The sequence below is a fragment of the Pantoea sp. X-Soil-YNGN-775 genome, from assembly GCF_059730575.1.
Genome location: NZ_AP035945.1, coordinates 1,196,247 through 1,222,117, shown reverse-complemented (window position 1 = coordinate 1,222,117; position 25,871 = coordinate 1,196,247). Strand labels below are relative to the sequence as shown.

General features: G+C 57.4%; 22 protein-coding genes and 3 tRNA genes. 4 read left to right on the top strand and 21 right to left on the bottom strand.

From position 1 onward, the window contains the following. Positions 1–74: 74 nt before the first annotated feature. Genes AC6I8I_RS05710 through zitB form a run of 3 tightly spaced genes read left to right on the top strand, consistent with a single transcriptional unit; the run spans position 75 to position 4,658 of the window. Positions 75–656: a LuxR C-terminal-related transcriptional regulator gene (locus AC6I8I_RS05710; RefSeq protein ID WP_312052973.1), complete on the top strand. Its 582-nt coding sequence runs from the start codon at positions 75–77 to the stop codon at positions 654–656. Continuing rightward, positions 638–3,712: a hybrid sensor histidine kinase/response regulator gene (locus tag AC6I8I_RS05705; RefSeq protein ID WP_497828412.1), complete on the top strand. Its 3,075-nt coding sequence runs from the start codon at positions 638–640 to the stop codon at positions 3,710–3,712. Before AC6I8I_RS05710 ends, AC6I8I_RS05705 begins: the two co-directional genes overlap by 19 nt. Beyond that, positions 3,690–4,658 carry a CDF family zinc transporter ZitB gene (zitB, locus tag AC6I8I_RS05700; protein ID WP_312756316.1) on the top strand — a complete coding sequence of 323 codons (969 nt, stop codon included), beginning with the start codon at positions 3,690–3,692 and terminating at the stop codon, positions 4,656–4,658. The genes AC6I8I_RS05705 and zitB overlap by 23 nt, the downstream gene beginning before the upstream one ends. Here zitB and pnuC read toward each other — a convergent pair. From pnuC to AC6I8I_RS05685, 3 genes are all read right to left on the bottom strand, one after another. After that, a complete protein-coding gene (gene pnuC, locus AC6I8I_RS05695) occupies positions 4,655–5,374 on the bottom strand; it encodes a nicotinamide riboside transporter PnuC (protein WP_312052977.1) in 720 nt (239 codons plus the stop codon). The genes zitB and pnuC overlap by 4 nt on opposite strands. A gap of 25 nt (positions 5,375–5,399) precedes the next feature. After that, entirely contained in the window at positions 5,400–6,461 is a 1,062-nt protein-coding gene (nadA, locus tag AC6I8I_RS05690; RefSeq protein WP_312052979.1) for a quinolinate synthase NadA, read from the bottom strand. A 126-nt stretch (positions 6,462–6,587) separates the two neighbouring features. Next, a complete protein-coding gene (locus tag AC6I8I_RS05685; RefSeq protein WP_312756312.1) occupies positions 6,588–7,130 on the bottom strand; it encodes a methylated-DNA--[protein]-cysteine S-methyltransferase in 543 nt (180 codons plus the stop codon). A 158-nt stretch (positions 7,131–7,288) separates the two neighbouring features. On the opposite strand from AC6I8I_RS05685, the gene AC6I8I_RS05680 reads away from it, so the two are divergent. Beyond that, positions 7,289–8,764 (top strand): AlkA N-terminal domain-containing protein, encoded by a 1,476-nt coding sequence (locus AC6I8I_RS05680; protein ID WP_497828411.1) that lies wholly within the window; start codon positions 7,289–7,291, stop codon positions 8,762–8,764. A gap of 827 nt (positions 8,765–9,591) precedes the next feature. Here the strand turns inward: AC6I8I_RS05680 and AC6I8I_RS05675 are convergent. From AC6I8I_RS05675 to sucA, 18 genes are all read right to left on the bottom strand, one after another. Further along, a tRNA-Lys gene (locus tag AC6I8I_RS05675) sits at positions 9,592–9,667 on the bottom strand. Between the two features lie 46 nt (positions 9,668–9,713). Next, a tRNA-Lys gene (locus AC6I8I_RS05670) sits at positions 9,714–9,789 on the bottom strand. Between the two features lie 73 nt (positions 9,790–9,862). Further along, positions 9,863–9,938 (bottom strand) — tRNA-Lys (locus AC6I8I_RS05665). A 165-nt stretch (positions 9,939–10,103) separates the two neighbouring features. Then, entirely contained in the window at positions 10,104–10,889 is a 786-nt protein-coding gene (gene cpoB / locus AC6I8I_RS05660; RefSeq protein ID WP_312057575.1) for a cell division protein CpoB, read from the bottom strand. A 9-nt stretch (positions 10,890–10,898) separates the two neighbouring features. Beyond that, positions 10,899–11,426 carry a peptidoglycan-associated lipoprotein Pal gene (pal, locus tag AC6I8I_RS05655; RefSeq protein WP_031374834.1) on the bottom strand — a complete coding sequence of 176 codons (528 nt, stop codon included), beginning with the start codon at positions 11,424–11,426 and terminating at the stop codon, positions 10,899–10,901. 51 nt (positions 11,427–11,477) lie between these two features. After that, a complete protein-coding gene (gene tolB / locus AC6I8I_RS05650) occupies positions 11,478–12,773 on the bottom strand; it encodes a Tol-Pal system beta propeller repeat protein TolB (RefSeq protein WP_497828410.1) in 1,296 nt (431 codons plus the stop codon). Positions 12,774–12,888: 115 nt separating this feature from the next. Next, positions 12,889–14,178 carry a cell envelope integrity protein TolA gene (tolA, locus tag AC6I8I_RS05645; protein ID WP_312057576.1) on the bottom strand — a complete coding sequence of 430 codons (1,290 nt, stop codon included), beginning with the start codon at positions 14,176–14,178 and terminating at the stop codon, positions 12,889–12,891. A gap of 27 nt (positions 14,179–14,205) precedes the next feature. Further along, on the bottom strand, positions 14,206–14,634 hold the full coding sequence (gene tolR / locus AC6I8I_RS05640; RefSeq protein ID WP_010260764.1) for a colicin uptake protein TolR: 429 nt from the start codon (positions 14,632–14,634) through the stop codon (positions 14,206–14,208). Positions 14,635–14,647: 13 nt separating this feature from the next. Further along, a complete protein-coding gene (gene tolQ, locus AC6I8I_RS05635) occupies positions 14,648–15,334 on the bottom strand; it encodes a Tol-Pal system protein TolQ (RefSeq protein ID WP_031374831.1) in 687 nt (228 codons plus the stop codon). After that, positions 15,331–15,735, bottom strand: a complete 405-nt coding sequence (ybgC, locus tag AC6I8I_RS05630; protein ID WP_031374830.1) for a tol-pal system-associated acyl-CoA thioesterase — start codon at positions 15,733–15,735, stop codon at positions 15,331–15,333. The genes tolQ and ybgC overlap by 4 nt, the downstream gene beginning before the upstream one ends. A gap of 178 nt (positions 15,736–15,913) precedes the next feature. Then, positions 15,914–16,207, bottom strand: a complete 294-nt coding sequence (gene ybgE, locus AC6I8I_RS05625) for a cyd operon protein YbgE (RefSeq protein WP_312758035.1) — start codon at positions 16,205–16,207, stop codon at positions 15,914–15,916. Further along, a complete protein-coding gene (gene cydX / locus AC6I8I_RS05620; RefSeq protein ID WP_069728038.1) occupies positions 16,207–16,311 on the bottom strand; it encodes a cytochrome bd-I oxidase subunit CydX in 105 nt (34 codons plus the stop codon). Before cydX ends, ybgE begins: the two co-directional genes overlap by 1 nt. Before the next feature lie 15 nt (positions 16,312–16,326). Further along, positions 16,327–17,466 (bottom strand): cytochrome d ubiquinol oxidase subunit II, encoded by a 1,140-nt coding sequence (cydB, locus tag AC6I8I_RS05615; RefSeq protein ID WP_312758037.1) that lies wholly within the window; start codon positions 17,464–17,466, stop codon positions 16,327–16,329. An 11-nt stretch (positions 17,467–17,477) separates the two neighbouring features. Beyond that, positions 17,478–19,049 (bottom strand): cytochrome ubiquinol oxidase subunit I, encoded by a 1,572-nt coding sequence (cydA, locus tag AC6I8I_RS05610; RefSeq protein WP_497828409.1) that lies wholly within the window; start codon positions 19,047–19,049, stop codon positions 17,478–17,480. Positions 19,050–19,619: 570 nt separating this feature from the next. Beyond that, positions 19,620–20,495 carry a succinate--CoA ligase subunit alpha gene (sucD, locus tag AC6I8I_RS05605; protein WP_021508535.1) on the bottom strand — a complete coding sequence of 292 codons (876 nt, stop codon included), beginning with the start codon at positions 20,493–20,495 and terminating at the stop codon, positions 19,620–19,622. Then, the gene (sucC, locus tag AC6I8I_RS05600; protein WP_046288453.1) at positions 20,495–21,661 is read right to left on the bottom strand and encodes an ADP-forming succinate--CoA ligase subunit beta; all 1,167 of its coding nucleotides are present in this window, start codon (positions 21,659–21,661) and stop codon (positions 20,495–20,497) included. The genes sucD and sucC overlap by 1 nt, the downstream gene beginning before the upstream one ends. 70 nt (positions 21,662–21,731) lie before the next feature. Continuing rightward, on the bottom strand, positions 21,732–22,955 hold the full coding sequence (odhB, locus tag AC6I8I_RS05595; protein WP_312057625.1) for a 2-oxoglutarate dehydrogenase complex dihydrolipoyllysine-residue succinyltransferase: 1,224 nt from the start codon (positions 22,953–22,955) through the stop codon (positions 21,732–21,734). Between the two features lie 15 nt (positions 22,956–22,970). Further along, the gene (gene sucA, locus AC6I8I_RS05590; RefSeq protein WP_312057626.1) at positions 22,971–25,778 is read right to left on the bottom strand and encodes a 2-oxoglutarate dehydrogenase E1 component; all 2,808 of its coding nucleotides are present in this window, start codon (positions 25,776–25,778) and stop codon (positions 22,971–22,973) included. Between the last annotated feature and the right edge of the window lie 93 nt (positions 25,779–25,871).

The following is a 25,871-nucleotide window of genomic DNA, read 5'->3' as shown; positions in this document are numbered from 1 at the left end:
CTCTCCTGTGTTTTTCTCCCCTCCTCTCTTCTCTTCCGCTATGCTGAGCCGGTGAAATTAACAGGGAAACGTTCATGGCCGCATTGCTTCTGATTGATGATCATCCACTGGTCGAGGTTGCCCTTGAGGCTGCACTGACCCGATCGCCGATTCCGGTTACGCTCTACTCCGCCAGCAGCGAACAGGCGGCGCGCGCCTTTCTGTCATTACCGCTGGATATTATCGTGCTGGATATTGGCCTGCCGGATGGTGACGGGCTGGAAATTCTGCGTCGCCTGAAAATTCATCTGCCGGATTGCCCGGTGCTGATCTACTCGGCCCAGCAAACCCATCACACTATGCGACGCGCGCAGGCGCTGGGTGCGGCAGGCTATGTAGTGAAAAGTCAGCGGATGGAGCAGTTACTCAGCGCCATTCTGGCGGTACTGGGTGGCCACACCGCCTTTCCCGCCATTGAAGATCGCCCTGAGCTGCCACTGACTCAGAAAGAGCGTCAGGTGCTGGCGTTACTGGCCAGCGGTTTATCCAACCTGCAAATCGCCGAGCAGCTGCACATCAGCAACAAAACCGTCAGCACCCATAAAAAGAATATTCTGGAAAAAACCGGCGCCCGTTCGGTGGTGGAACTGGCCGACCTGTGGAAGGCGCAGCAGTGAGATACTGGCTGCTGATTTTGCTGTTGTTGTGGGGCGGAGCCGGGGCGGAAGTCCGTCCGGTCAGCAGCGTTAACCTGCCGATGATGCTGCCGGTGAATCGCGCTGAAACCATGCAGGGTCGGATGCTGCGCGTCGGCCTGCTGGAAGAGAATAACGCGCCGTGGGCGATGCGCATCGGCAACGACCTCTACGGCATCAATGCCGATTATCTCTCGGCGCTGCGCCAGCTGACCGGCGCCCAGTTCAGCCTGACGCTGTATGCCGACCAGGCACACCTGCTGCAGGCGCTGAACGATGGCCAGATCGACTTCGCCCTCGGCATGCTGGCCGCACCGTTACCGGACGGCATCCTCAGCAGTGATAACTGGTTCAGCAGCCCGCTGCGCATCTACCGTAATCAGCAGAATCAGCGCGCGGTGATGTTTAACAGCCAGAATGCCCAGCTGGCGATCGGTGACACAACGCTGGCACAGCTGCCGCCGGCGCTGGCGGCGCGTCATCACTGGCGGCGATACAGCAGCGACCTGCAGGCCCTTTACACCCTGCTCAATCAGCAGAACGATTACGTGGTGGCGGATGAAACCAGCGCCGGCTTTCTGTTGAGCCAGCTGCAACAGGGTCAGATTTATCAGATCGCCTCGCGGATAGAGGCTGGACAGGTCAACCTGCGTGCGGTCAGCCGCGATCCGCAGCTGATTGGCTGGATTAATCAGAGTCTGCGCCAGCTGCCCGCCGAACTGATGAGTACCCTTCAGGCGCGCTGGAGCAGCACTCTGCCGCGCTATCAGGATACCCAGACGCTGATGCTCAGCCCGGATGAGCGGGCGTGGATTGCCGCCCATCCGCGCGTGCTCTATACCGCCGAGCCGGATAACTATCCGTGGAGCTATCGTGACAGCACCGGCACGGCGCGCGGCTATGGCGTAGAACTGCTGAAAGTGATTGCCCAGAGTACCGGGCTGCAATTTGAGCCGGTGTGGGTCAGTAATCCCCGCCAGGCCGCCACGCTGCTCGGTCAGCAACAGGCGATGCTGCAGCTGATGCAACCGCTTAACGGCGATGCCATGCAGAGCACCTCACTGCCGGTATGGCGCGCGCTATGGGGGATCTACAGCATCCAGCCTGATACCCTGACCCAGTGGCGCGACCTGCGCGGTAAACGGGTCGGGGTGCTGCAGGACGATCTGGCGCAGCGCCTGCTGCCTGACGATTTGCAGCCGCAGCGCTTTGCCGACCGCAGCAGTTTGTATGATGCGCTGGCTAAAGGACAAATCGATGCGCTGGTCGATAATGTGCTGTCGGCCCGCTGGCGCATCGCCAGCCGCAACGACGTACGTATCCATCTTGCCTTTGCCGCCAGCGATATTGCCTGGCCGATCGCGCTGGGGGTTACGCCAGACCAGCCGGTGCTGCGTGCGCTACTGGATCGGGCGCTGCAGCAGATCCCGGCAGAAACCCAGAGTCAGATGCGCGACAGCTGGTCGACGCCACCGCAGCCGGGCAGCGTGATGGTGATGCGCTCTTTACCGATGATGGTGTTGGGCGTTGCCGGAGCGGCGATCGCCTTGCTGCTGCTGTTACTGGCCCGCCGTTACTGGCAGCAGCGCCGTGAACGTCAGCGGCGCGAGCAGGCTGAGCGCGCCAATGCGATGAAAAGTCAGTTTCTGGCGACCGTCAGCCACGAGCTGCGCACCCCGATGCAGGCGATCCTCGGACTGCTGGAGCTGGAAAAACAGCAGCACAGCAGCCAGAATCTGACGCTGCTGCACAGCAGCGCGCAGTCATTGCTGACCCTGCTTAATGACCTGCAGGATCACGCGCGGATTGAGAGCAACAGTTTCACCCTGTCGCCGCGTCCGCTGGCGCTGCCGCAGTGGCTCGATCAGCAGCAGCATTTTTACCATCCGTTAATGCGCGCTGACGGACCGCGGCTGGTGGTTGACGCGCTGACGCCATTGCCTGAGGCGATCCTGATCGATGCCGATCGCCTGCAGCAGGTGGTGAATAATCTGATGACCAATGCGCTGAAGTTTACCCGCCACGGTGAGATTCGCCTGACTCTGGCAGCCCGGCAGCAGCTGGAGCTGACGGTCAGCGACAGCGGCAGCGGTATTCCAGCTGATGAGCAGCAGAAACTGTTCGATCCGTGGTACCAGGCGCCGTCCGGCCGATCGGTTTCGGTGCAGGGCAGCGGTCTTGGACTGTTTATCTGCCGTGAGATGGTGCTGCGCATGGGAGGCGATATCCGGCTCCGCTCTCAGCCCGGCCACGGCACTCAGGTGACCGTCACACTGCCGCTGCACCCCTGCGAATCGGTCAGCCACAGCAGTGAGGCCCCCCTGCCCGGTTATCCCCAGCTGCGCGTGGCGATTGTGGATGATCATCCCACCAATCTGCTGGTGATGCAGCAGCAGCTGGCGCGCTTTGCTATCCAGGCCGACATCTTCGAACAGGGACGCGATCTGTTGCGGGCCGATGCGCATCAGCCCTATGACCTGCTGTTTATCGACCAGATGATGCCGCGCCCTGACGGTACGCTGCTGCTGCGGCTGCTGCGCCGTCGTGACCGCCAGCGTGGCCGCCAGGCGATGCGGGTGCTCTGTTCAGCCGACGCCCAGCTGCTGACACAACCGCTGGCGGCGGGCGAACGGGTGCTGATCAAACCGGTGCAGTTATCCGACCTCAGCGCGCTACTGGCCGAGTGGCAGGCCGATCCGCTGGCGGCGCTGGATGACAATCTGCTGCGGCTGGCGCAGCACAACGACAGGTTTCTCGGCCGTCTGAGCCAGACGCTGCGCGACACGGTGAGCCAGGATCTGGCGCGGCTCACCACCGCGCGCGAGCAGTCGGACCCGCACGGATTAGCGGAAGCCGCTCACCGGATGAAAGGCAGCTGGTTACTGGTGGGACTGGAGGAAGGCGCGCAGCTTAGTCAGCAGCTGGCGGAACAGGCAAAACAGCATCAGGACACGTCTGAAACGTGGCGATTACTGATATTATTGACTAACAGGTTACTGAAAAAACTGGATTCTTATGGCACACACCCACACTCATAGCGGGCAGGATAGCAATCGCACCCGTCTGGCGGCCGCGTTTGGCGTCACCACTCTGTTTATGGTCGCCGAAGTGATTGGCGGCTGGCTGTCTGGTTCGCTGGCGCTGCTGGCCGATGCCGGTCATATGCTGACCGATGCCGCCGCGCTGCTGATGGCGCTACTGGCGGTGCAGTTTGCTCGCCGTAAACCCAATGCCCGACATACCTTTGGCCTGCTTCGCCTGACCACGCTGGCCGCGTTTGTCAATGCGCTGGCCCTGCTGGCGATTACCGCGTTGATCGTCTGGGAAGCGCTGCGTCGTTTTGCCGATCCGCAACCGGTGACCGGCGGACTGATGCTGGGTGTCGCAATCGCGGGCCTGCTGGCGAATATCCTGTCGTTCTGGTTGCTGCATCACGGCAGCGGAGAGAAGAATCTGAACGTGCGCGCCGCGGCGCTGCATGTGATGGGCGATCTGCTGGGGTCGGTGGGCGCTATCGTGGCGGCGGTGATTATTATGCTGACCGGCTGGACGCCGATTGACCCGATCCTGTCGCTGCTGGTGTCGCTGCTGGTGCTGCGCAGCGCCTGGGCGCTGTTGCGCGAAAGCCTGCAGGAGTTACTGGAAGGCGCGCCGCGTTCGCTGGACGTCACCCGACTGATCCGCGATCTGACGCTCAATATTGCCGAAGTGCGAAATGTGCATCATGTTCATCTGTGGCAGGTCGGTGAGAAACCGCTGCTGACGCTGCACGTGCAGGTGATCCCGCCTTACGATCATGACGCGCTGCTGCACCGTATTCATGATTATCTGCAGCAGCACTATCAGATTGCGCACGCCACCGTGCAGATGGAGTACCAGCCGTGTGCCGGTGCCGAGTGTGAACTCGGCATCAACAGTGGCTCAGCAGCCGGTCACGGCCATCATGACCACAGTCACGCGCCGGGTGAGCATCACGCTCACTAAGACGACAGCGCGCGGGAACCCTGTTGCCGCGCGCTGCGAATCCACATCCGTGAACCGTTTAGCGCAATCAGCGTCAGAATCACATATTCCAGCGACATCGCATACACGCCCTGGCGCGCAAAGATCATCACGCTAATCACGTTGATGATCACCCACAGCAGCCAGTTCTCGACATATTTACGCGTCATCAGGATCATCGCCGCAATCGACAGCACCATCATGCAGGAATCCCAGAACGGGAACGCATCCGGTTGCAGCGCTGGCATCGCCACCGCCAGTCCGAGACCGTTCAGCAACGTGACCGCCGCCCGCGTCAACAGCGCAAACACCGGATCGATGTAGCGCGTCATCAGCGCAATCGCGATGATGCAGCCGGCTGCCCAGGCCAGTGCTTTGGGTAACGGCAGCCAGCGAATCTTCAGCGCCGCCTGATGGTCATCCGTCTGCCGACTCCAGGCGTACCAGCCATAGAGATTGGCGACGAAAAAGAACAGCTGCAACAGCAGGCTGGCGTAGAGCTGGATTTGAAAGAAGATCACCGCAAACAGCGTGACGTTAATCAGGCCAAACGGATAATTGACGATCTTTTCCAGGCTGGCGAGCCAGATGCAGAGCAAACCCGCCAGCGTGCCAATCGCCTCAATCCACGAGAGGTCGTAACCGCCCGCACCAAGCGGAATATGCAGCAGGATATTGTGCGTGCTGAAGAAGTCCATGGCTGGCACCTGTCAAAGAAACGCCTCAGGCGTTTCCTTTCACGTTGAGTTTAAGATCTGCTGCAAAGGATAGCATGCGATTAAGCGGCAGCAATGCGGCCTCTCGCAGGTCATCGGCAACCTGAACCTGATGATCTGCCCCACCCGACTCCAGCGCTTCTGCAATCGCCCTGAGGCCGTTCATCGCCATCCACGGGCAATGTGCGCAGCTGCGACAGGTTGCTCCTTCTCCGGCGGTCGGCGCTTCCAGCAGCTCTTTCTCCGGAACCGCCTGCTGCATTTTATAAAAGATGCCGCGATCGGTCGCGACGATCATTTGCGGATGCGGCAGCGATTTCGCCGCCTGGATCAGCTGGCTGGTAGACCCCACCGCGTCGGCCAGATCGACAATCGCCTGCGGCGACTCGGGATGCACCAGAACCGCCGCCGCGGGATAGAGCGCTTTCATCCGCTGCAACGCCTGGGTTTTAAACTCGTCATGCACGATACAGGCGCCCTGCCAGCACAGCACATCCGCACCCGATTTTTGCGTCACGTAGCGGCCAAGATGGCGATCCGGTGCCCAGATGATCTTCTGGCCGAGGCTGTCGAGATGTTCAATCAGCTCAACCGCGATGCTGGAGGTTACCACCCAGTCGGCGCGCGCTTTCACCGCTGCGGAGGTATTGGCATAGACCACCACGGTTCGGTCGGGATGGGCATCGCAGAAGGCGTTGAACTCCTCAATCGGGCAGCCCAGATCGAGGGAACATTCCGCCTGCAGCGTCGGCATCAGCACGGTTTTCTCCGGGCTAAGAATTTTGGCGGTTTCCCCCATGAAGCGCACCCCCGCCACCAGCAGCGTAGTCGCCGGGTGGTTGCTGCCGAAGCGCGCCATCTCCAGCGAATCGGAAACGCAGCCGCCGGTCTCTTCTGCCAGCGCCTGAATTTCCGGGTCGGTGTAGTAGTGCGCCACCATCACGGCGTTGCGTGCTTTGAGTAATGCTTTGATTTTCTCACGATAGGCCGCCTTTTCATCATCAGTCAGTCGGGCAGGCTTGGGCGGAAAAGGGTAAACAGCGCTCTCGGGATCGAACATCACACTCATGACACAGCTCTCGTTTTATCTAATTAACGAAAATGGCCTGTTAAGGCGACATATGGCGTTGTTCCCGCCATCGTGTTTTATATGCTAAACACGATAGCGGAAAAGCCTGGCTGTGTCGTGCGATATTTACTCTGTCTGCATCACAGCTCCGACCCTGCCGGGCTGCGTTTCATCTGCCAGCGTCAGCGCGGCCTGAGGTGCTTCCAGCGCCAGCAGAAAGGCTTTGATATCCAGCCCGCCCGCAAAGCCGGTCAACTTGCCATTGGCGCCAATCACGCGGTGGCACGGTGCGACAATCGAGAGTGGATTGCGACCATTGGCCGCCCCGACAGCACGCACCGCCAGCGGATGGCCGATCTCCCGCGCAATCTGGCTGTAGCTGCGCGTCTCACCAAACGGGATGGCCAGCAGCGCCTGCCAGACTTTTTTCTGGAAATCAGTGCCGACAAAGTCGAGCGGCAGCTCAAAACGGCGACGAGCACCGGTGAAGAACTCGCTAAGCTGACGCTCTGTTTCGATCAGGATGGGATGAGCGTCATCGCGCGTTTGCGGCAAAAACCGGGTGCGTTTCGGATCGTCGTTTTCCCACAAAATACCCGCCAGGCCGCTATCGCTGGCGACCAGTTTCAGTTCACCCACCGGGGTGGCTATCGGTTTGAAGTAGTACATGGTGATTCTCCCGTCACGGTTCTGTCGCCTATTATCGCACTTTTCATCAGCCTGACTGGCTGTTTTCGGTCATGGCGATAAACTGTTGTGCTGTCCGAAAACAGCCAGTCTGCCGGGATTCACCGGTGTAGGCTGCGCTTATTTACCGGAGAAATGCCATGCTCGATCCTGACATTGCCTATCAGGCGCTGACCTCTCGTGATACCCGCTTTGACGGCGTTTTTTTTGTTGGCGTCACCTCAACCGGTATCTATTGTCGTCCGGTCTGCCCGGTCAAAGCACCGATGCAAAAGAACTGCCTGTTCTTCAGCAGCGCCGAAGCGGCGGAGAAAGCCCGCTTTCGGCCCTGCCTGCGCTGTCGGCCCGAACTGGCTCCCGGTAATGCGCCGGTTGACCAGCCTCACCGTGTGGCGGAGCGGCTGATTCAGCGTATCGAGGAAGGCATGCTGGAGGAACGCGAAGGGCTGGAGGCGATTGCCACTGAATTTGGTATCAGCCTGCGTCAGCTGCGCCGTATCGTGCAGCAGGAACTGGGTGTCTCGCCGCTGGAGCTGAAGCAGACGCGACGAATGCTGCTGGCTAAACAGCTGCTGACCGAAACCCGGCTGCCGATTATTGAGGTTGCCTACGCCAGCGGCTTTGGCAGCCTGCGGCGCTTCAATGATGTGTTCCAGGCGCGTTACCGCATGACGCCAGGCGCGCTGCGCAGGGACGAAACGGGCACTCAGCGTGCGCAGCCCGGCGACCGCGTGACGCTGCGGCTGGCCTATCGTCCTCCCTACGACTGGGCGGCGATGCTCTGGTTTTTGCAGACGCATTTGATGAAAGAGGTCGAGGCGGTGGAAGATGGCTGCTGGCGACGCACCGTAGTGCTGGGCCGCTGCCGGGGCTGGGTCACTGTTTCGCATCTGCCGCAAAAGAACGCGCTGCAGGTGACGCTTTCAACCTCGCTGACGCCGGTTCTGCCTTTGCTACTGCGCCGTCTGCGCGATCTGTTCGATCTCGACGCACAGCCGCAGCGTATCGCCGCCTGTCTGGCGCAGGACCCACTGCTGGCTCCGAGTCTGATCTCGCATCCCGGTCTGCGCGTGCCTGGCGCATTCGATGCCTTTGAGCTGGGGGTGCGCGCCATTATCGGCCAGCAGGTGACCGTCAAAGCGGCCACCACGGTCAGCAGCCGTTTTGCCGCTGCCTTTGGCGAACCCTGTGAGACGCCGTTCGCCGATCTGACCCGCTACACCGCACATCCTGAACGTATCGCCGGACTGACGGAAGACGATGTTGCGCCGATGGGGATTGTCAGCGCCGCGCGCTCCCGCGCTATCATCGCTTTTGCAACAGCCTGCGCCAGCGGAGATCTGCGTCTCAGTGCCGCCCAGCCACCTGACGAGGTGATAAAAAAGCTGGTCAACCTGCCGGGCATTGGTCCCTGGACCGCGCACTATATCGCGATGCGCGCCCTGCGCTGGCCTGATGCCTTTCCCAAAGAGGATATTGCTATTCGTAACAACCTGGGCGGCATGTCATCCAAAGAAGCGGAGGCGCGATCGCAGTCATGGCGTCCCTGGCGCAGCTATGCGGTGATGCATATCTGGGAGAGCCTGGCAGTGGCAAAAGCAAAGAAAAAGCCGTGACGGTTGGATGGTTGATGTCAGGCTGCAGATTGTCACCCTGACCTGCATAGTCGGTATCGCAGAAACGAAAAATGCGGCGCCTCTTCCAGACGGCTTACAAACTCGCACCCGACTGAAGCTGGCCGCAACGAAAAAGCTCATCGCGCACGGAATAGGGGCAGAAGAGGAAAGCGTTCCGCGCCAGGGACGGTGCGGGCCGAGCGGTCATGGATGACGGCTTTTGCGTCTTTCCGATCTGCCCCTGTTCTCTGCGCAGGCTCGATCGCACCGTTGACGGGCCAGGTTTACTGATAACCTCAAACGCCATTGGCGCTTTGCTTTTCACTATCGCAGAAACGAAAAAAGCGCCTTAAAGGCGCTTTCAGACGGCTGCAAACCCGAGTCAGCAAGTATCTGCCCACCATAAAGAAGCTGAGTGCGCACGGAACAGGGGCAGAAGAGGAAAGCGTTCCGCGCCAGGGACGGTGCGGGTCGAGCGGTCATGGATGACGGATTTTGCGTCTTTCCGATCTGCCCCTGTTCTCTGCGCAGGCTCGATCTCACCGCCGACCAGACCAGGTTTACCGATAACCTCAAACGCCATTGGCGCTTTGCTTTTCACTATCGCAGAAACGAAAAAAGCGCCTTATAGGCGCTTTCTTCTTAATTGGTGGGTCGTGCAGGATAAGCCGCGGCCCGTCCGGGGCCACGCCCTGCGGGTGATGCTGTCACATCAGCCTGAATCGCTCCCGGCGATTCAGTCGAACCTGCGGCAGGTTCTCATCCGGCACGTTTAACTCCGTGCCGCAGAAACGAAAAAAGCGCCCTAAAGGCGCTTTCTTCTTAATTGGTGGGTCGTGCAGGATTCGAACCTGCGACCAATTGATTAAAAGTCAACTGCTCTACCAACTGAGCTAACGACCCGCTGGGGGCTTACAACCCTTCATTGCGCCAGGCGCCCGAAGTAAGATGGTGGGTCGTGCAGGATTCGAACCTGCGACCAATTGATTAAAAGTCAACTGCTCTACCAACTGAGCTAACGACCCATCTTAGGTTGTGAAGCAATGCTGAAGGGTATCCTGAAAGGGCACGGCAACAAAACGCGCGTCTGACCGGAGATGGTGGGTCGTGCAGGATTCGAACCTGCGACCAATTGATTAAAAGTCAACTGCTCTACCAACTGAGCTAACGACCCATCTTCAGGCTTGCCAGACACGTTTGCAATGTGTCCCGGCAACGGCGGCATATATTACTGATTTACTGAGGCAGCGCAACTCTTATTTCTGCTAAAAGCTTCAATTGCTTACCTTTCATACGGCAAGACCAGAAATCACCCGATATCCGGTCTGAACCGTACAGATTACATACTTGCCAGACGTTTTTGCGCCTGTTTGGCAGAATCGGTATTGGGATAAAGTTTAATCACCTGCTGATAAACCGCTTTGGCTTTCGCCGTGTCGTTTTTCTCCTGCATGATGACGCCCACTTTCAATAACGCCTCTGCGGCTTTAGGCGACTTCGGATAGTTTTTCACCACCGTGGCATAATAATAGGCCGCGTCGTCTTTTTTGCCTTTGTTGTAGTTCAGCTGTCCCAGCCAGTAATTGGCGTTCGGCTGATAGGTCGAATCAGGGTAACGTTTTACCCACGCCTGAAGCGCAGTGATCGCCTGGTCGTACTGTTTCTTCTCCAGAATCAGCGCTACAGCCGCATTGTAGTCGCTGTTCGCATCGCCGGTCTGGGCCGGTGCGCTGCCCGTCGTCGCTGCCGCACCCGCGCCTGCTGCTGCGCCTGCATCGGCTGAAGCATCGCTGCTGGCCGCCGGCTGACCGCTGCTGCTGCTCAGGCTGTCAATCTGCTGATAGAGCTGCTTCTGCCGCTCGACCACCTGATTCAGCTGATACGTGTTTTGCTGGATTTGCCCACGCAGCGCGTCGATATCACGCTGGTTATCGCTCATCTGCTGCTGCAGTTGCTGCATCAGCTGTGCCTGGGCATTAGAGATTCGTTCAAGAGTGGTGACACGGTCTTCGACCGAGCCGGAGCCAACGCTACTGATTGACGCTTGGGCATTAGCGGCCCAGGGGGCCGCTACGCCAATCAGTAACGACAGACTCAACAGGTGATGTCTGAAGTTACTAACCATGTGATTCTCTTAGTAGACCAGTACGGCACGACGGTTTTTAGAATAGGCTGCTTCGTCATGACCCAGAACGGCTGGCTTCTCTTTACCGTAAGAAACGATAGACATCTGATCGGCAGAAACGCCTTTGCCTTGCAGATACATTTTAACCGCGCTGGCGCGACGTTCGCCCAGGGCGATGTTGTATTCCGGCGTACCGCGCTCATCCGCGTGACCTTCGATAGTCACTTTGTAAGATGGGTTGCTACGCAGGAAAGCTGCATGCTGATCCAGCATCTGAGCGTAATCAGACTGAACGTCATATTTGTCCAGACCGAAGTAGACGATGTTGTTCTGCTGCAGCTGTTGCATCTGCAGACGCGCCTGCTCGTCAGAAGACATGTTGCCGCCGTTGCCGTTCATGCCAGAATTTGCACCGTAAGCGCCATCAGCACCCATGCCAGTCTGGTCATTGTTGTTGTTTTTGTGTGAGCTACAAGCCGCTACTGCCAGAACCGGCAGAGCCAGCATCAAACCCTTCAGCACTTTGTTCAGTTGCATTTCAAAAATCCCATTATTGTTTATTGTTTGTGATGTCTGTTAAGTCAGACATTACAGATACGGCGACCAGGCAGGAAATTTTACCTGTCCATCAGTTGCCGGAAGACGCGCTTTGAAACGGCCGTCGGTTGAAACCAGTTGCAGCACGGCACCCATCCCCTGAGTAGAGCTATAGATTACCATTGTGCCGTTCGGTGCCAGGCTCGGCGTTTCATCCAGGAACGTGTCCGTTAACGTTTGAACGGCTCCCGTTTCCAGATCCTGTTTGGCGACGTGTTGAGCACCGCCACTGGTGCTAATCATCACCATTGATTTTCCATCGGTGGCAACGTCCGCATCCTGGTTCTGACCGCCTTCCCAGGTAATGCGTTGAGGCGCGCCGCCGTTGATCCCTACTTTATAAATCTGAGGCGCACCGGCCTGATCCGAGGTGTAAGCCAGCGTCTGGCTGTCCGGGAACCAGGTCGGTTCAGTGCTGTTATAACGGCCATCGGTGACCTGACGCGTCTGACCTGACGCCAGATCCATCACGTAGAGGTTCAGGCTGCCGGTTTTAGACAGGGCGAAAGCCAGCTTAGAGCCATCCGGCGAGAAGGCCGGAGCACCGTTGTGACGTGGGTAAGAAGCAACCTGACGGATAGCACCGTTAGACAGCGTCTGTACCACCAGCGCTGACTTGCCGCTTTCAAAGGTGACGTACGCCACTTTGCTGCCGTCTGGCGACCAGGCCGGTGACATCAGCGGCTGCGGTGAACGGTGAACCACAAACTGGTTGTAGCCATCGTAATCCGCGACGCGCAGTTCATACGGGAACTGACCGCCGTTGGTTTGCACCACATAGGCGATGCGGGTGCGGAACGCCCCTTTAATGCCGGTCAGTTTCTCAAAGGTTTCATCACTGGCGGTGTGCGCAGCGTAGCGCAGCCACTGTTTGGTCACCTTATAGGAATTCTGTGCCAGTACCGTACCTGGCGCAGCGCCGGTGTCGACTAACTGGTAAGAGACCTGGTAGCTGCCGTCCGGGTTGGACTGCACCTGACCCACCACCACGGCATCAATGCCGAGCGCGCTCCAGGCAGCAGGCTGAACTTCCTGCGCGCTGGTTGGCTGTTGTGGCAGACGTGAGCGATCCAGCGGGTTGAATTTACCGCTGTTGCGCAGGTCAGCCGCCACGATGCCGCCGATATCTTCTGGCGCAGCGCCAGCACCGGCCCATTTAAACGGCACCACGCCAATCGGACGTGCAGTATTCACGCCCTGGGTGATCTCAATTCGAACTTCTGCATGCAGCACGGCTGCCCACAGCAGGATAAAAAAGCCTAACGTAACGCGAAGAGCTTGCTTCATTTTATCTCCCTTATCTGAACCTCAGTCCACGATAATTGGCACTGTTCCTGGAAACCACGAGTACGACTTAAATACGGCAAGCTAACCTTAGATCAACTTGCCGTCAGTTACTGCATTATTGCGGTCTGAAACGCATTGGCGCGTTTTTAAACACTTCATACACAGCCTGTGAAGGCGGCTTCGGAATACGTGCCTGTTTGGCAGCGGCAATCGCTGCCTGACAGAGTGCGGGGTCGCCGCCTTCTGACTTAACATCAATCAACAATCCGTCAGGCGCAAGTTTAATCCGTAAATCACAACTTTTTCCGCGATACAGATCCGCATCATAGAATCGGCTTTGAATCGCACTGGTAATCTGACCAAGATAGGAGTTGATCTCCGCACCGGATGCACCGGCTTTCTTCTGATTACCCTGCCCTGCCGCGCCACCCGAGGTGCCGCTTTTCGGCGCATTTTTGCCGGAAGCCAGTCCGCCTAACAGGTCATCAACATCGCTGTCATTGGCTGCATCGGCAGCGGCTTTGGCCTTCGCATCAGCTTTAGCTTTCGCGGCGGCGTCGGCTTTCGCTTTGGCTGCCGCATCGGCTTTGGCTTTCGCAGCGGCTTCCGCTTTCTCTTTGGCCGCTTCTGCTTTGGCTTTGGCGGCGGCTTCAGCCTTCTCTTTGGCGGCTTCCGCTTTCGCTTTCGCTGCTTCTGCCGCTTTCTCTTTGGCTTCTTCAGCCGCTTTAGCTTTCGCGTCGGCCGCGGCTTTCGCCTTGGCTTCTGCTGCGGCTTTCGCCTCGGCGTCAGATTTCGCTTTGGCTTCGGCTACGGCTTTCTCTTTTGCGGCCGCGGCCGCCGCAGCTTTGGCCTGCTGATCGGCCTGTTTCTTCGCCTCAGCAGCCGCCTGCTTCGCCTGTTCGGCGGCGGCTTTGGCCTGCGCATCGGCTTCGGCTTTAGCCTCTGCTTTCGCTTTGGCGGCGGCAGCTTCGGCAGTTTTTTGCTGCTCCTGCGCTTGCTTCGCGGCCTCTTCTGCCGCTTTCTGCTGCTCAGCTTGCTGCTTCGCCTGCTGTTTAGCGGTTTCCTGCGCTTCGAGACGCTCTTTCTCCAGCGCTTTAAGTCGCTGTTGTTCAGCCGCCTGTTTTTGTTGCAGCTCTTCAGCCTGCTGCTGCGCCTGCTTTTTGCGCTGCTGCTCGGCGCGCTGGCTGTCGCTCTGCTGGTTCTGCTGACGGTTGTATTGACTCACTACCGCACCGGGATCGACCATCACAGCATCTATATCGCTGCCGCCGCCGCCGGCACTGCTGGCATCAATGTGCTCATTAAACGAGCTCCATATCAGCAGCGCGATCAGCACAATGTGCAGAATCACCGAAATGATTATCGCGCGCTTTAACTTCTCGTTTTGCTCGGTTGCCTTCGACACACTCGGTTCCCAAAAAACGGTTCGATTTTAAATCGGCTGCGTCATCAAACCGACAGATTTAACACCCGCCTGGTGCAGCAGGTTGAGCGCTTTAATAATTTCGTCGTAAGGCACTTCTTTCGCGCCCCCGATCAAAAAGACGGTCTTTGGATTGGCTTCCAGTCGACGCTGCGCTTCGCTGATTACCTGCTCAGGAGGCAGCTGATCCATACGATCGTGATCCACCACCAGACTGTACTGACCCACGCCCGCCACTTCGACAATCACCGGCGGGTTATCGTCACTGGCGACGGTTTTTGAATCGGTCGCATCAGGCAGGTCCACTTCCACACTCTGGGTAATAATGGGCGCCGTCGCCATGAAGATCAGCAACAGCACCAACAGGACGTCCAGTAGCGGAACGATGTTGATTTCCGACTTCAGGTCGCGGCGTTTGCGACCACGTACTCTGGCCATCATTAACCTCTATTTACTTAGCGCTATCGCTGGAGAAAGCCTGGCGATGCAGAATGGCGGTGAACTCTTCCATGAAGTTGTCGTAGCCCTGCTCCAGTTTATTCACGCGCTGGTTCAGACGGTTGTACGCCATCACCGCCGGGATCGCTGCAAACAGGCCGATTGCCGTAGCAATCAACGCTTCAGCAATACCCGGTGCAACCATCTGCAGGGTCGCCTGCTTCACCGCGCCCAGCGCGATAAAGGCGTGCATGATCCCCCAGACGGTACCGAACAGACCGATATACGGACTGATGGAGCCGACGGTGCCGAGGAAAGGAATGTGGTTTTCCAGCGCCTCCAGTTCACGGTTCATCGAGATACGCATCGCCCGGCTCGCGCCCTCGATCACCGCTTCCGGTGCGTGGTTATTGGCGCGGTGCAGGCGGGCAAACTCTTTGAAACCGGAGTAGAAAATCTGCTCCGACCCGGCGAGTTCGTCACGACGACCCTGGCTTTCCTGATAGAGACGTGAGAGTTCGATACCGGACCAGAATTTGTCTTCAAACGCCTCCGCTTCGCGCCCCGCCGCGTTAAGGATACGCGTACGCTGAATAATGATCGCCCAGGAGGCAATCGAAAAGCCGATCAAAATCAACATGATAAGTTTGACCAGAAGGCTCGCCTTCAGGAACAAATCAAGAATGTTCATGTCAGTCACTGCTTGAACTCCGCGACAATAGACTTGGGAAGCGCAATCGGCTTCATCAGATGTGGGTTAATGCAGGCAATCAGGACTTCTGCCTCATTGAGCACTTTGCCTTCAGCATTCACGATACGCTGGGTAAACGTCATGGTAGCCCGGGTCATTGATGTCACTTCACTCTGGATCTCCAGAAGGTCATCAAGACGCGCCGCCGCCAGATAGTCCACCGTCATACGCCGCACCACAAAAGCGACCTGCTGTTCTAACAGCGTCTGCTGATTGAAATGGTGCTGACGCAACATTTCGGTACGTGCTCGTTCATAAAAAGCGATATAGCTGGCGTGATAAACCACGCCACCGGCATCAGTGTCTTCGTAGTAGACCCGAACCGGCCAGCGAAACAGCGTTGTACTCACTCTACATCCCGGCCTCGTTTTAAACGTTGCTACTATACGCAAGACAAATCGGGTTTGGAATGGGTCGCCAGAGCCAGGCGAAAATAATTATCGCTCCGTAACAAACGGAACGATTTCAGGGAGATTTCTTGACCGGACGCTGACAAAAACTCACTCACAGCGTCGATGTGGCGGGAGATTAAGCGTAAAAGCGGTAAAGCGCGATAAACAGCACCCCGACTGCCGGTAACGGCGAAAACAGCGCCTGCCATCGGGTTTGCTGTGGCCGGAAACCCACCCCGTGGATCACCGCACTACAGATGGCCCAGATGAGCAGCAGCGCCTGCGGAGCCGGCAGCCTGCCTGCCTGATCGGCAAAGCGTGTCGGGTCCCACAGCACGCCGCCGGCCGTGACCAGCGCCAGCAGCAGTGAAAGGGCCCGTAACGGGCCCTTATCCATCAGACGATACAGCATCTGAATCGGTGCGCGCATCAGTGCGACTCATCCTGCGCATCGATGTGCTCAATCGCCAGCGCGGTGACGATACCAAAGGCACAGGCCAGCAAGGTGCCAAGAATCCAGGCAAAATACCACATGCGTCGTCTCCTTAATCAGTAGAGTGAGTGACTGTTGCTTTCGATGTGATCTTTGGTGATGCGGCCAAACATCTTCCAGTAACACCAGCTGGTGTAAGCCAGAATAATCGGCACAAAAATCACCGCAGCGACGGTCATAATTTTCAGCGTTAGCAGGCTGGAAGTGGCATCCCACATCGTCAGGCTGACACCCGGCACCGTGCTGGAAGGCATGATGAATGGGAACATCGCGATTCCCGCCGTCATGATGACGCAGGCCAGAGTCAGTGAGGAGAACAGGAACGCCCAGGCGCCCTTCTCAAGCCGGGAGCAGATCACCGTCAGCAGCGGCAGCAGCACGCCGAGCAGCGGGAACAGCCACAGCAGCGGGTGGTTCTGGAAATTCACCATCCAGGCGCCCGCTTCCCGCACCACGGTTTTACCCAGCGGATTCGAGGCGGCAAAGTGATCGAGGGTGCTGGTGACGACGTAGCCATCAATACCATATTTCACCCAGACGCCCGCCAGCACGAAGCAGACCATCATCACCAGCGCAGCAATCTGTGCCGCTGCGCGTGAACGCAGGTGCAGTTCACCGCTGGTGCGCATCTGCAGATAGGTCGCGCCCTGCGCCAGAATCATCGCCACGCTGACCACGCCCGCCAGCAGGCCAAACGGATTCAGCAGCTGGAAGAAGTTACCGGTATAGAACAGACGCAGATATTCATCAGCATGGAAGGGAACGCCTTGTAACAGGTTACCGAACGCCACGCCAATCACCAGCGGCGGCACAAAGCTACCAATGAAAATGCCCCAGTCCCAGGCACCGCGCCAGCGGTTATCTTCGATTTTGGAGCGGTAATCAAAGCCGACCGGCCGAAAGAACAGCGAGGCCAGCACCAGGATCATCGCCACATAGAAACCTGAAAAAGCCGCGGCATAGACCATCGGCCAGGCGGCAAACAGCGCGCCGCCGGCGGTGATCAGCCACACCTGATTGCCATCCCAGTGCGGGGCGATGGTGTTAATCATGATGCGGCGTTCGGTATCGTTGCGGCTCAGGATGCGCATCAGCATGCCGACGCCCATATCAAAGCCATCTGCTACGGCGAAACCGATCAGCAGTACGCCTATCAGCAACCACCAGACAAAGCGCAGAACTTCATAATCAAACATGGTCGCTCTCCTTATCCCTGCACCGGCTGAGTTATCGCCGTGATCTGTTCATGATGGTAACGCCCGGTTTTCAGGCTGCTCGGCCCAAGGCGGGCGAATTTGAACATCAGGTACATCTCAGCCACCAGGAACAGGGTGTAGAGACCGCAGATCAGGATCATGGAGAACAGCAGATCGCCTACCGTCAGCGATGAGTTAGCGACTGCGGTCGGCAGCACTTCACCGATGGCCCACGGCTGACGGCCATATTCCGCCACAAACCAGCCTGACTCGATGGCAATCCACGGCAGTGGAATACCGAACAGTGCCGCTTTCAGTAACCAGCGGTTCTTACCGATGCGGTTACGGATGACGCTCCAGAAGGCCAGCGTAATCACGCCCAGCAGCAGCACACCACACAGCACCATGATGCGGAACGCGAAATAGAGCGGCGCCACGCGCGGAATAGAATCCTGCGTCGCCTGCTGGATTTGCGCTTCGGTGGCGTCAGAGACGTTAGCGGTATAGCGTTTCAGCAGCAGACCATAGCCGAGATCCTGCTTGTGGCTGTTGAAGGCTTCGCGTACCGCCGGGTCCTGGCTGCCGCCACGCAGTTCATTCAGCAAGGCGTAGGCTTTCATGCCGTTGCGGATGCGGACTTCATGCTGCGCCATCAGATCTTTCAGCCCGGTAACCGGTGTGTCGGTGGATCGGGTAGCGATCAGGCCAAGCAGCCACGGGATCTGAATGGCATATTTGTTTTCGCGGGTCTCCTGATCCGGCAGGCCAAACAGGGTAAACGACGCCGGCGCCGGCTGGGTTTCCCATTCGGCTTCAATCGCTGCCAGCTTGGTTTTCTGCACGTCACCCATTTCGTAACCGGACTCATCACCCAGTACGATTACCGACAGCACCGCCGCCATGCCGAAGCTGGCCGCAATGGCGAAGGAGCGTTTAGCAAAGGCGATATCGCGTCCTTTCAGCAGATACCAGGCGCTGATGCCGAGAATAAACATCGCACCGGTGGTGTAGCCTGCCGCCACGGTATGGACGAATTTGACCTGGGCAACCGGGTTGAGTACCAGCTCAGAGAAGCTGACCATCTCCATGCGCATGGTTTCGAAGTTGAACTCAGAGGCGATCGGATTCTGCATCCAGCCATTCGCCACCAGGATCCACAGCGCCGACATGTTTGAGCCCAGCGCCACCAGCCAGGTGACGGCCAGATGCTGCACTTTACCCAGCCGATCCCAGCCAAAAAAGAACAGGCCGACAAAGGTGGATTCGAGGAAAAACGCCATCAGCCCTTCAATGGCGAGCGGCGCACCAAAGATATCGCCGACGTAGTGGGAGTAATATGACCAGTTGGTCCCGAACTGAAATTCCATGGTCAGGCCGGTCGCCACGCCAAGCGCGAAGTTAATACCGAATAACTTGCCCCAGAATTTGGTCATATCTTTATAAATTTGTTTGCCGCTCAGGACGTATACCGTCTCCATGATCGCCAGCAAAAACGCCATACCCAGCGTTAAAGGCACGAACAGAAAATGGTACATCGCCGTTAAGGCAAACTGTAACCGCGACAGCTCGACGATATCTAACATAATGACTCCTTGCTCCTCGTATTATCCCGTTACGCGCATCACAGAGGCGCGCGTAATCTGAGTCAGGAACGACTGTTTATTAATTCCAGTTTTTTATACCCAACAGAACAGGGTGATGAGCTGCCCGTTGCTGGTAAATAACGGATAAAGCAGCCCTGACTGTCAATGCAGCGCTAATCCCAACGTATGCAAAAACAACAGAAAAGCGGGTGTCACCCCGGGTAGAGCAAACGTGTGAAAGTTTGTGTGAAAGGCTGAATTGATGTAGCGCAATTTACGCCTTTAGCGTTACGCTTTGCCAGCGGAATAGTTGGATATAACTCGCGAATAATTGATCTGGAATAACGTAATAAATTTCCAGATAGGGTCAGGTCGGTTTCTTGTTATCAGGATGTCATCGTCGGGCTGAATAGTATTTAAAATATATTACCTTTGCTGCTTTTGATTAACGCCGGGCGTTTTTCTGGCGGTGATTCTGCAGAGCCGACGATTCAACAGCGTGAGCGGTTGCGGCAATAGAAGGCATAAAAAAAGCCACCCGCAGGTGGCTTTGATGTTCGATCTTTTGGCTTACTTCGCCGGCAGGACAGCTTTCACCGCATCACCGATGTCAGCCAGGCTGCGAACGGTTTTCACGCCGGCCGCTTCCAGTGCCGCAAACTTCTCGTCTGCCGTACCTTTACCACCAGCAATGATGGCGCCCGCATGGCCCATACGCTTGCCTTTTGGCGCCGTCACACCGGCGATGTAACCGACTACAGGCTTAGTGACGTGCTCTTTGATGAACGCCGCCGCTTCTTCTTCCGCGCTGCCACCGATCTCACCGATCATTACGATCGCTTCGGTCTGTGGATCGTCCTGGAACATTTTCAGGATGTCGATAAAGTTAGAACCTGGGATCGGGTCACCGCCGATACCGACACAGGTCGACTGGCCGTAGCCGATGTCGGTGGTCTGCTTAACGGCTTCATAGGTCAGCGTACCTGAACGTGAGACGATGCCGACGCGGCCCGGCTGGTGAATGTGACCCGGCATGATGCCGATTTTGCATTCGCCTGGGGTGATCACGCCTGGGCAGTTTGGACCAATCATCCGCACGCCTGCTTCATCCAGCTTCACTTTCACGGTCAGCATATCCAGCGTCGGGATGCCTTCGGTGATGGTGATGATCAGTTTGATGCCTGCATCGATCGCTTCAAGGATGCCATCTTTACAGAACGGAGCCGGCACGTAGATCACGGTGGCGGTTGCGCCGGTCGCTTCTACGGCTTCACGCACGGTGTTGAACACCGGCAGGCCCAGATGGGTGGTGCCGCCTTTGCCTGGCGTTACGCCGCCAACCAGTTGGGTGCCGTAGGCCAGCGCCTGCTCAGAATGGAAAGTCCCCTGGCCACCGGTGAAACCCTGGCAAATGACTTTGGTGTTTTTGTCGATCAGAATGGACATTATTTACCCTCCGCGGCAGCAACAACACGCTGTGCGGCGTCTGTCAGGCTGGTTGCTGCAATGATGTTCAGACCGCTGTCCGCCAGTTTCTGGGCGCCCAGCTCGGCGTTGTTACCTTCCAGACGTACCACCACTGGCACGTTCACACCCACTTCAGCCACTGCGCCGATGATGCCGTCAGCAATCAGGTCACAGCGTACGATACCGCCGAAGATGTTAACGAAAACGGCTTTAACCGCATCGTCAGACAGGATGATTTTGAAGGCTTCTGTGACGCGCTCTTTGGTTGCGCCGCCGCCAACATCAAGGAAGTTCGCCGGTTGACCGCCGTGGTGCTTAACGATGTCCATGGTTCCCATCGCCAGACCTGCGCCGTTCACCATACAGCCGATGTTGCCTTCCAGGGCGACATAGTTCAGTTCCCACTGTGTAGCATGAGCTTCACGTGGATCTTCCTGGCTTGGATCGCGCATTTCGCGCAGCTCTGGCTGACGGAACAGCGCATTGCCGTCGGCACCCAGTTTGCCATCCAGGCAGATCAGATCGCCCTGCTTAGTGATCACCAGCGGGTTGATCTCAACCATCGCCAGATCGCGCTCGAGGAACAGGGTCGCCAGACCCATGAAGATCTTGGTGAACTGACCGACCAGCTTACCGGACAGGCCCAGTTTGAATGCCAGCTCACGGCCCTGATAAGGCTGTGGACCGGTCAGCGGATCGAGCGCCATTTTATGGATCAGGTGCGGGGTTTCTTCCGCCACTTTTTCGATTTCCACGCCGCCTTCCGTTGATGCCATGAAGATCACGCGACGCGTTGCACGATCGACCACCGCGCCCAGGTAAAGCTCCTGGTCGATGTCGGTTGCGGCTTCAACCAGAATCTGGTTTACCGGCTGGCCGTTCGCATCTGTCTGATAGGTCACCAGGCGTTTGCCCAGCCAGTTTTCAGCAAAGGCGCGAATCTCTTCTTTGCTGTTAACCACTTTCACACCGCCCGCTTTACCGCGGCCACCGGCATGAACCTGACATTTTACTACCCACGGGCCGGCGCCAATTTTCGAGGCAGCTTCTTCCGCTTCACGTGGTGTAGTACAGGCGTAACCGGTGGGTGCCGGCATGCCATACCGTGCAAACAGCTGTTTCGCCTGGTATTCGTGTAAGTTCATGATGTTCTATCCATTCAGGTCTGAAAAGAGTAAAGAGGTTGGGCGCGCAGCGAGGCGCGCCCGATGAAAATCAGACATCCAGCAGCAGGCGCGCCGGGTCTTCCAGCATCTCTTTCACCGCAACCAGGTAGCCGACAGATTCACGGCCATCGATCAGACGGTGATCGTAGGAGAGCGCCAGATACATCATTGGCAGCACCACCACCTGACCATTGACCGCCATAGGACGATCTTTGATGGCGTGCATGCCGAGGATGGCACTCTGTGGCGGGTTGATGATCGGGGTCGACATCAGCGAACCGAAGACGCCACCGTTGGTGATGGTGAAGTTACCGCCGGTCAGATCGTCAACCGTCAGCTTGCCGTCACGGCCTTTCACCGCCAGTTCTTTAATTTTCTTCTCGATATCAGCCATGCTCAGCGCATCGACATCGCGCAGCACCGGCGTCACCAGGCCGCGTGGCGTGGAGACCGCAATGCTGACGTCAAAGTAGTTGTGGTAAACCACATCTTCGCCATCAATAGAAGCATTCACTTCCGGATAGCGTTTCAGCGCTTCAACTACCGCTTTGATGTAGAAGGACATGAAGCCCAGACGCACGCCGTGACGCTTCTCGAAAGCCTCGCCGTACTGCTTACGCAGATCCATGATCGGCTTCATGTTGATTTCGTTGAAGGTGGTCAGCATCGCGGTGCTGTTCTTCGCTTCCAGCAGACGCTCTGCCACGCGCTTACGCAGACGGGTCATCGGCACGCGTTTTTCGCTGCGGTTAGCAACCGCAGGCTGTGGCGCACTGTCAGCGGCTGGCGCAGCGGCGGCTTTCGGCGCAGCAGGCTTGTTGGCCAGATGTTTTTCAACATCTTCACGGGTCAGACGACCCCCAACACCGCTGCCTTTGATCTGCGAGGCATCAAGGTTATGTTCTGCGATCAGGCGGCGAATTGCCGGGCTGAGCGCATCGTTGCTCTCTTCTTCCAGTGAAGCGGTCTGACGCTGAGCCGGAGTCGACTCTTTGCTTTCAGACTTCGCGCTGCTCTCTTTACCGCCGCTGTTGCCTTCTTTCAGACGACCGAGGATCTGGCGTGAAGTGACGGTTGCGCCCTCTTCTTCCAGCACGGCTTCTAAGATGCCGTCAGCGGATGCAGGCACTTCCAGCACCACTTTGTCAGTTTCAATTTCGACCAGCACTTCATCGCGAGTGACTGCATCGCCTGGTTTTTTGTGCCAGGTTGCCACGGAGGCATCGGCAACCGATTCAGGCAGGTCGGGAACGAGAATATCTACGCTACTCATTATCTTTCCTTTTAATTAATCAACGTTCAGCGCGTCATTAACCAGGTCTTGCTGCTGTTTTTGGTGTACGGACATGTAACCCACGGCTGGTGAAGCGGATGCCGGGCGGCCTGCATAACGTAAGGTGGCACCAAATGGCACAACTTCACGGAAATGATGCTGGCTGCAGTACCAGGCGCCCTGATTCAGGGGTTCTTCCTGACACCAGACAAAATCCTGCACATGGGAATACGCTTTTAAAGCTTCCTGTACCGCTTGATGCGGGAACGGATAGAGCTGCTCGATACGCACGATAGCGACATCGGTCTGCTCGTTTTTACGGCGCTGTTCCAGCAGGTCGTAATAGACTTTACCGGAGCAAAGCACCACGCGTTTCACGCCCTGCGGATCGAGATCGTCAACTTCGCCAATCGCCGGTTTGAAGCTGCCGTTAGCCAGCTCATCCAGTGTGGAGATCGCCAGCGGATGACGCAGCAGCGATTTTGGCGACATCACAATCAGTGGACGACGCATTCCGCGCAGCGCCTGACGACGCAGCATGTGATAAACCTGCGCTGGCGTTGACGGCACGCAGACCTGCATGTTCTGCTCAGCGCAGAGTTGCAGATAGCGCTCAAGGCGCGCAGAGGAGTGCTCAGGACCCTGGCCTTCATAGCCGTGCGGCAGCAGCATCACCAGGCCACACATCCGGCCCCATTTCTGCTCGCCGGAGCTGATGAACTGGTCGATCACTACCTGCGCACCGTTGGCGAAGTCACCGAACTGCGCTTCCCAGATAGTCAGAATGCGTGGCTCTGCGGTGGCATAACCATATTCAAACGCCAGCACCGCTTCTTCTGACAGCACGGAATCCCAGACTTTGAACTGGCCCTGGCCGCTGTGCACGTGGTGCAGCGGAGTATAGGTCGAGCCGTTTGCCTGGTTATGGATCACCGCATGACGGTGGAAGAAGGTACCGCGACCGGTATCTTCGCCCGACAGGCGAACCGGAATGCCTTCATCCACCAGCGTGGCGTATGCCAGGTTTTCAGCACCGCCCCAGTCAAAGGCTTTCTCGCCTTCGGCCATCAGTCGACGGTCGTTGTAGATCTTAGCGACGCGTGACTGGACTTCCACCTCTTCCGGCACCTGGCTGATACGCAGCGCCAGTTCCTTCAGACGTTTCATGTCGACCTGGGCCGGGTACGGCTCGTCCCACTCATGATTGAGGTAAGGCGACCAGGTAAAGGAGTGCAGGCTCATCGGACGCCACTCTGGCACCACGCATTCGCCGGCATCCAGCGCATCGCGGTAAAGATTGACCATTTCGGTCGCATCTTCCTGGGTCGCTACCCCTTCACTTTCCAGACGGTCAGCATAGATTTTACGCGGCGTCGGGTGCTTTTTGATTTTCTGGTACATCAGCGGCTGGGTCGCACTCGGCTCATCGGCTTCGTTGTGACCATGACGGCGATAGCAGACCAGATCGATAAACACATCACGTTTGAAGGTGTTGCGATAATCGAGCGCCAGACGGGTCACAAACGCCACCGCTTCCGGGTCATCAGCGTTGACGTGGAAAATAGGGGCCAGCACCATTTTGCCGATGTCGGTGCAGTACGGCGTTGAACGCGCATCTTTCGGGTTGGAGGTGGTGAAACCAACCTGGTTGTTGATCACGATGCGAACGGTACCGCCCACTTCGTAACCGCGCGCCTGAGACATGTTCAGGGTTTCCTGCACCACGCCCTGGCCGATTACGGCGGCATCACCATGAATGGTGATAGGTAAAACTTTGTTGCTGCTTGGCTCTTCCAGACGGTCAAGACGGGCGCGTACCGATCCCATCACCACCGGGCTGACGATCTCCAGATGCGACGGGTTAAACGCCAGCGCCAGGTGCACCAGGCCACCTTCGGTTTCGACGTCAGACGAGAAGCCCATGTGGTACTTCACGTCACCGGTGCCGAGGTGTTCTTTATGCTTACCGGCGAACTCGTCGAACAGATCCTGCGGCTTTTTACCCAGCACGTTGATCAGTACGTTGAGACGGCCACGGTGCGCCATGCCAAGCACGACTTCGCGGGTGCCGCTTTTACCGGCATGACGGATCATTTCGCGCAGCATCGGAACCAGCGCATCGCCCCCTTCGAGGGAGAAACGTTTGGCGCCCGGGAATTTAGCTCCGAGATATTTTTCCAGCCCTTCTGCCGCGGTCAGCTCTTTCAGGAAACCTTTTTTCTCTTCGCGGCTGAATGACGCATGGCCCACTGCCGACTCAAGACGCTGCTGAATCCAGCGTTTCTCGTCGGTGTTGTTGATGTGCATATATTCTGCACCAATTGAGCCACAGTAAGTCTGGGTCAGCGCCTCGAACAGATCGGCCAGCTTCATGGTCTCTTTGCCGATGGCAAAAGAGCCGACGTTAAAGCTTTCCTGAAAATCGGCGTCGGTCAGATCGTGAAAAGCCGGGTCCAGATCGGCAACCCGATCCTGCTTCCACAGGCCGAGCGGATCGAGATTAGCGTGCTGATGGCCGCGGAAACGAAACGCGTTAATCAGCTGCAGCACTTTCACTTGCTTCGAGTTGGTTTCTGGATCGGAGACGGATGAGGTGTAACGAGATGCATCTTTCGCCAGGCGACGGAAGTACTCACGTGTGGTGGAGTGAAACTGCTCAGGTTTCATTCCGGTGCCCGGTAACTGTTGGAACATCGAGCGCCACACTGCATCGACAGAGTCAGGATCGGTCAGGAAATCCTCATAGAGTTGCTCTATGTAAGACTGGTTCGCGCCGGCCAGCCAGGAGGAGTCCAGCCAGGGCTTCATCGCGCTGTTCTGCATTGTGATCCCTTAAGCATTGCTATGCTTTTTTGAGGTTTCATTTGTTGCCGCTTTCGCGGTTTGCCGTAGTGAGTTCAGCGATACGAGCACTGT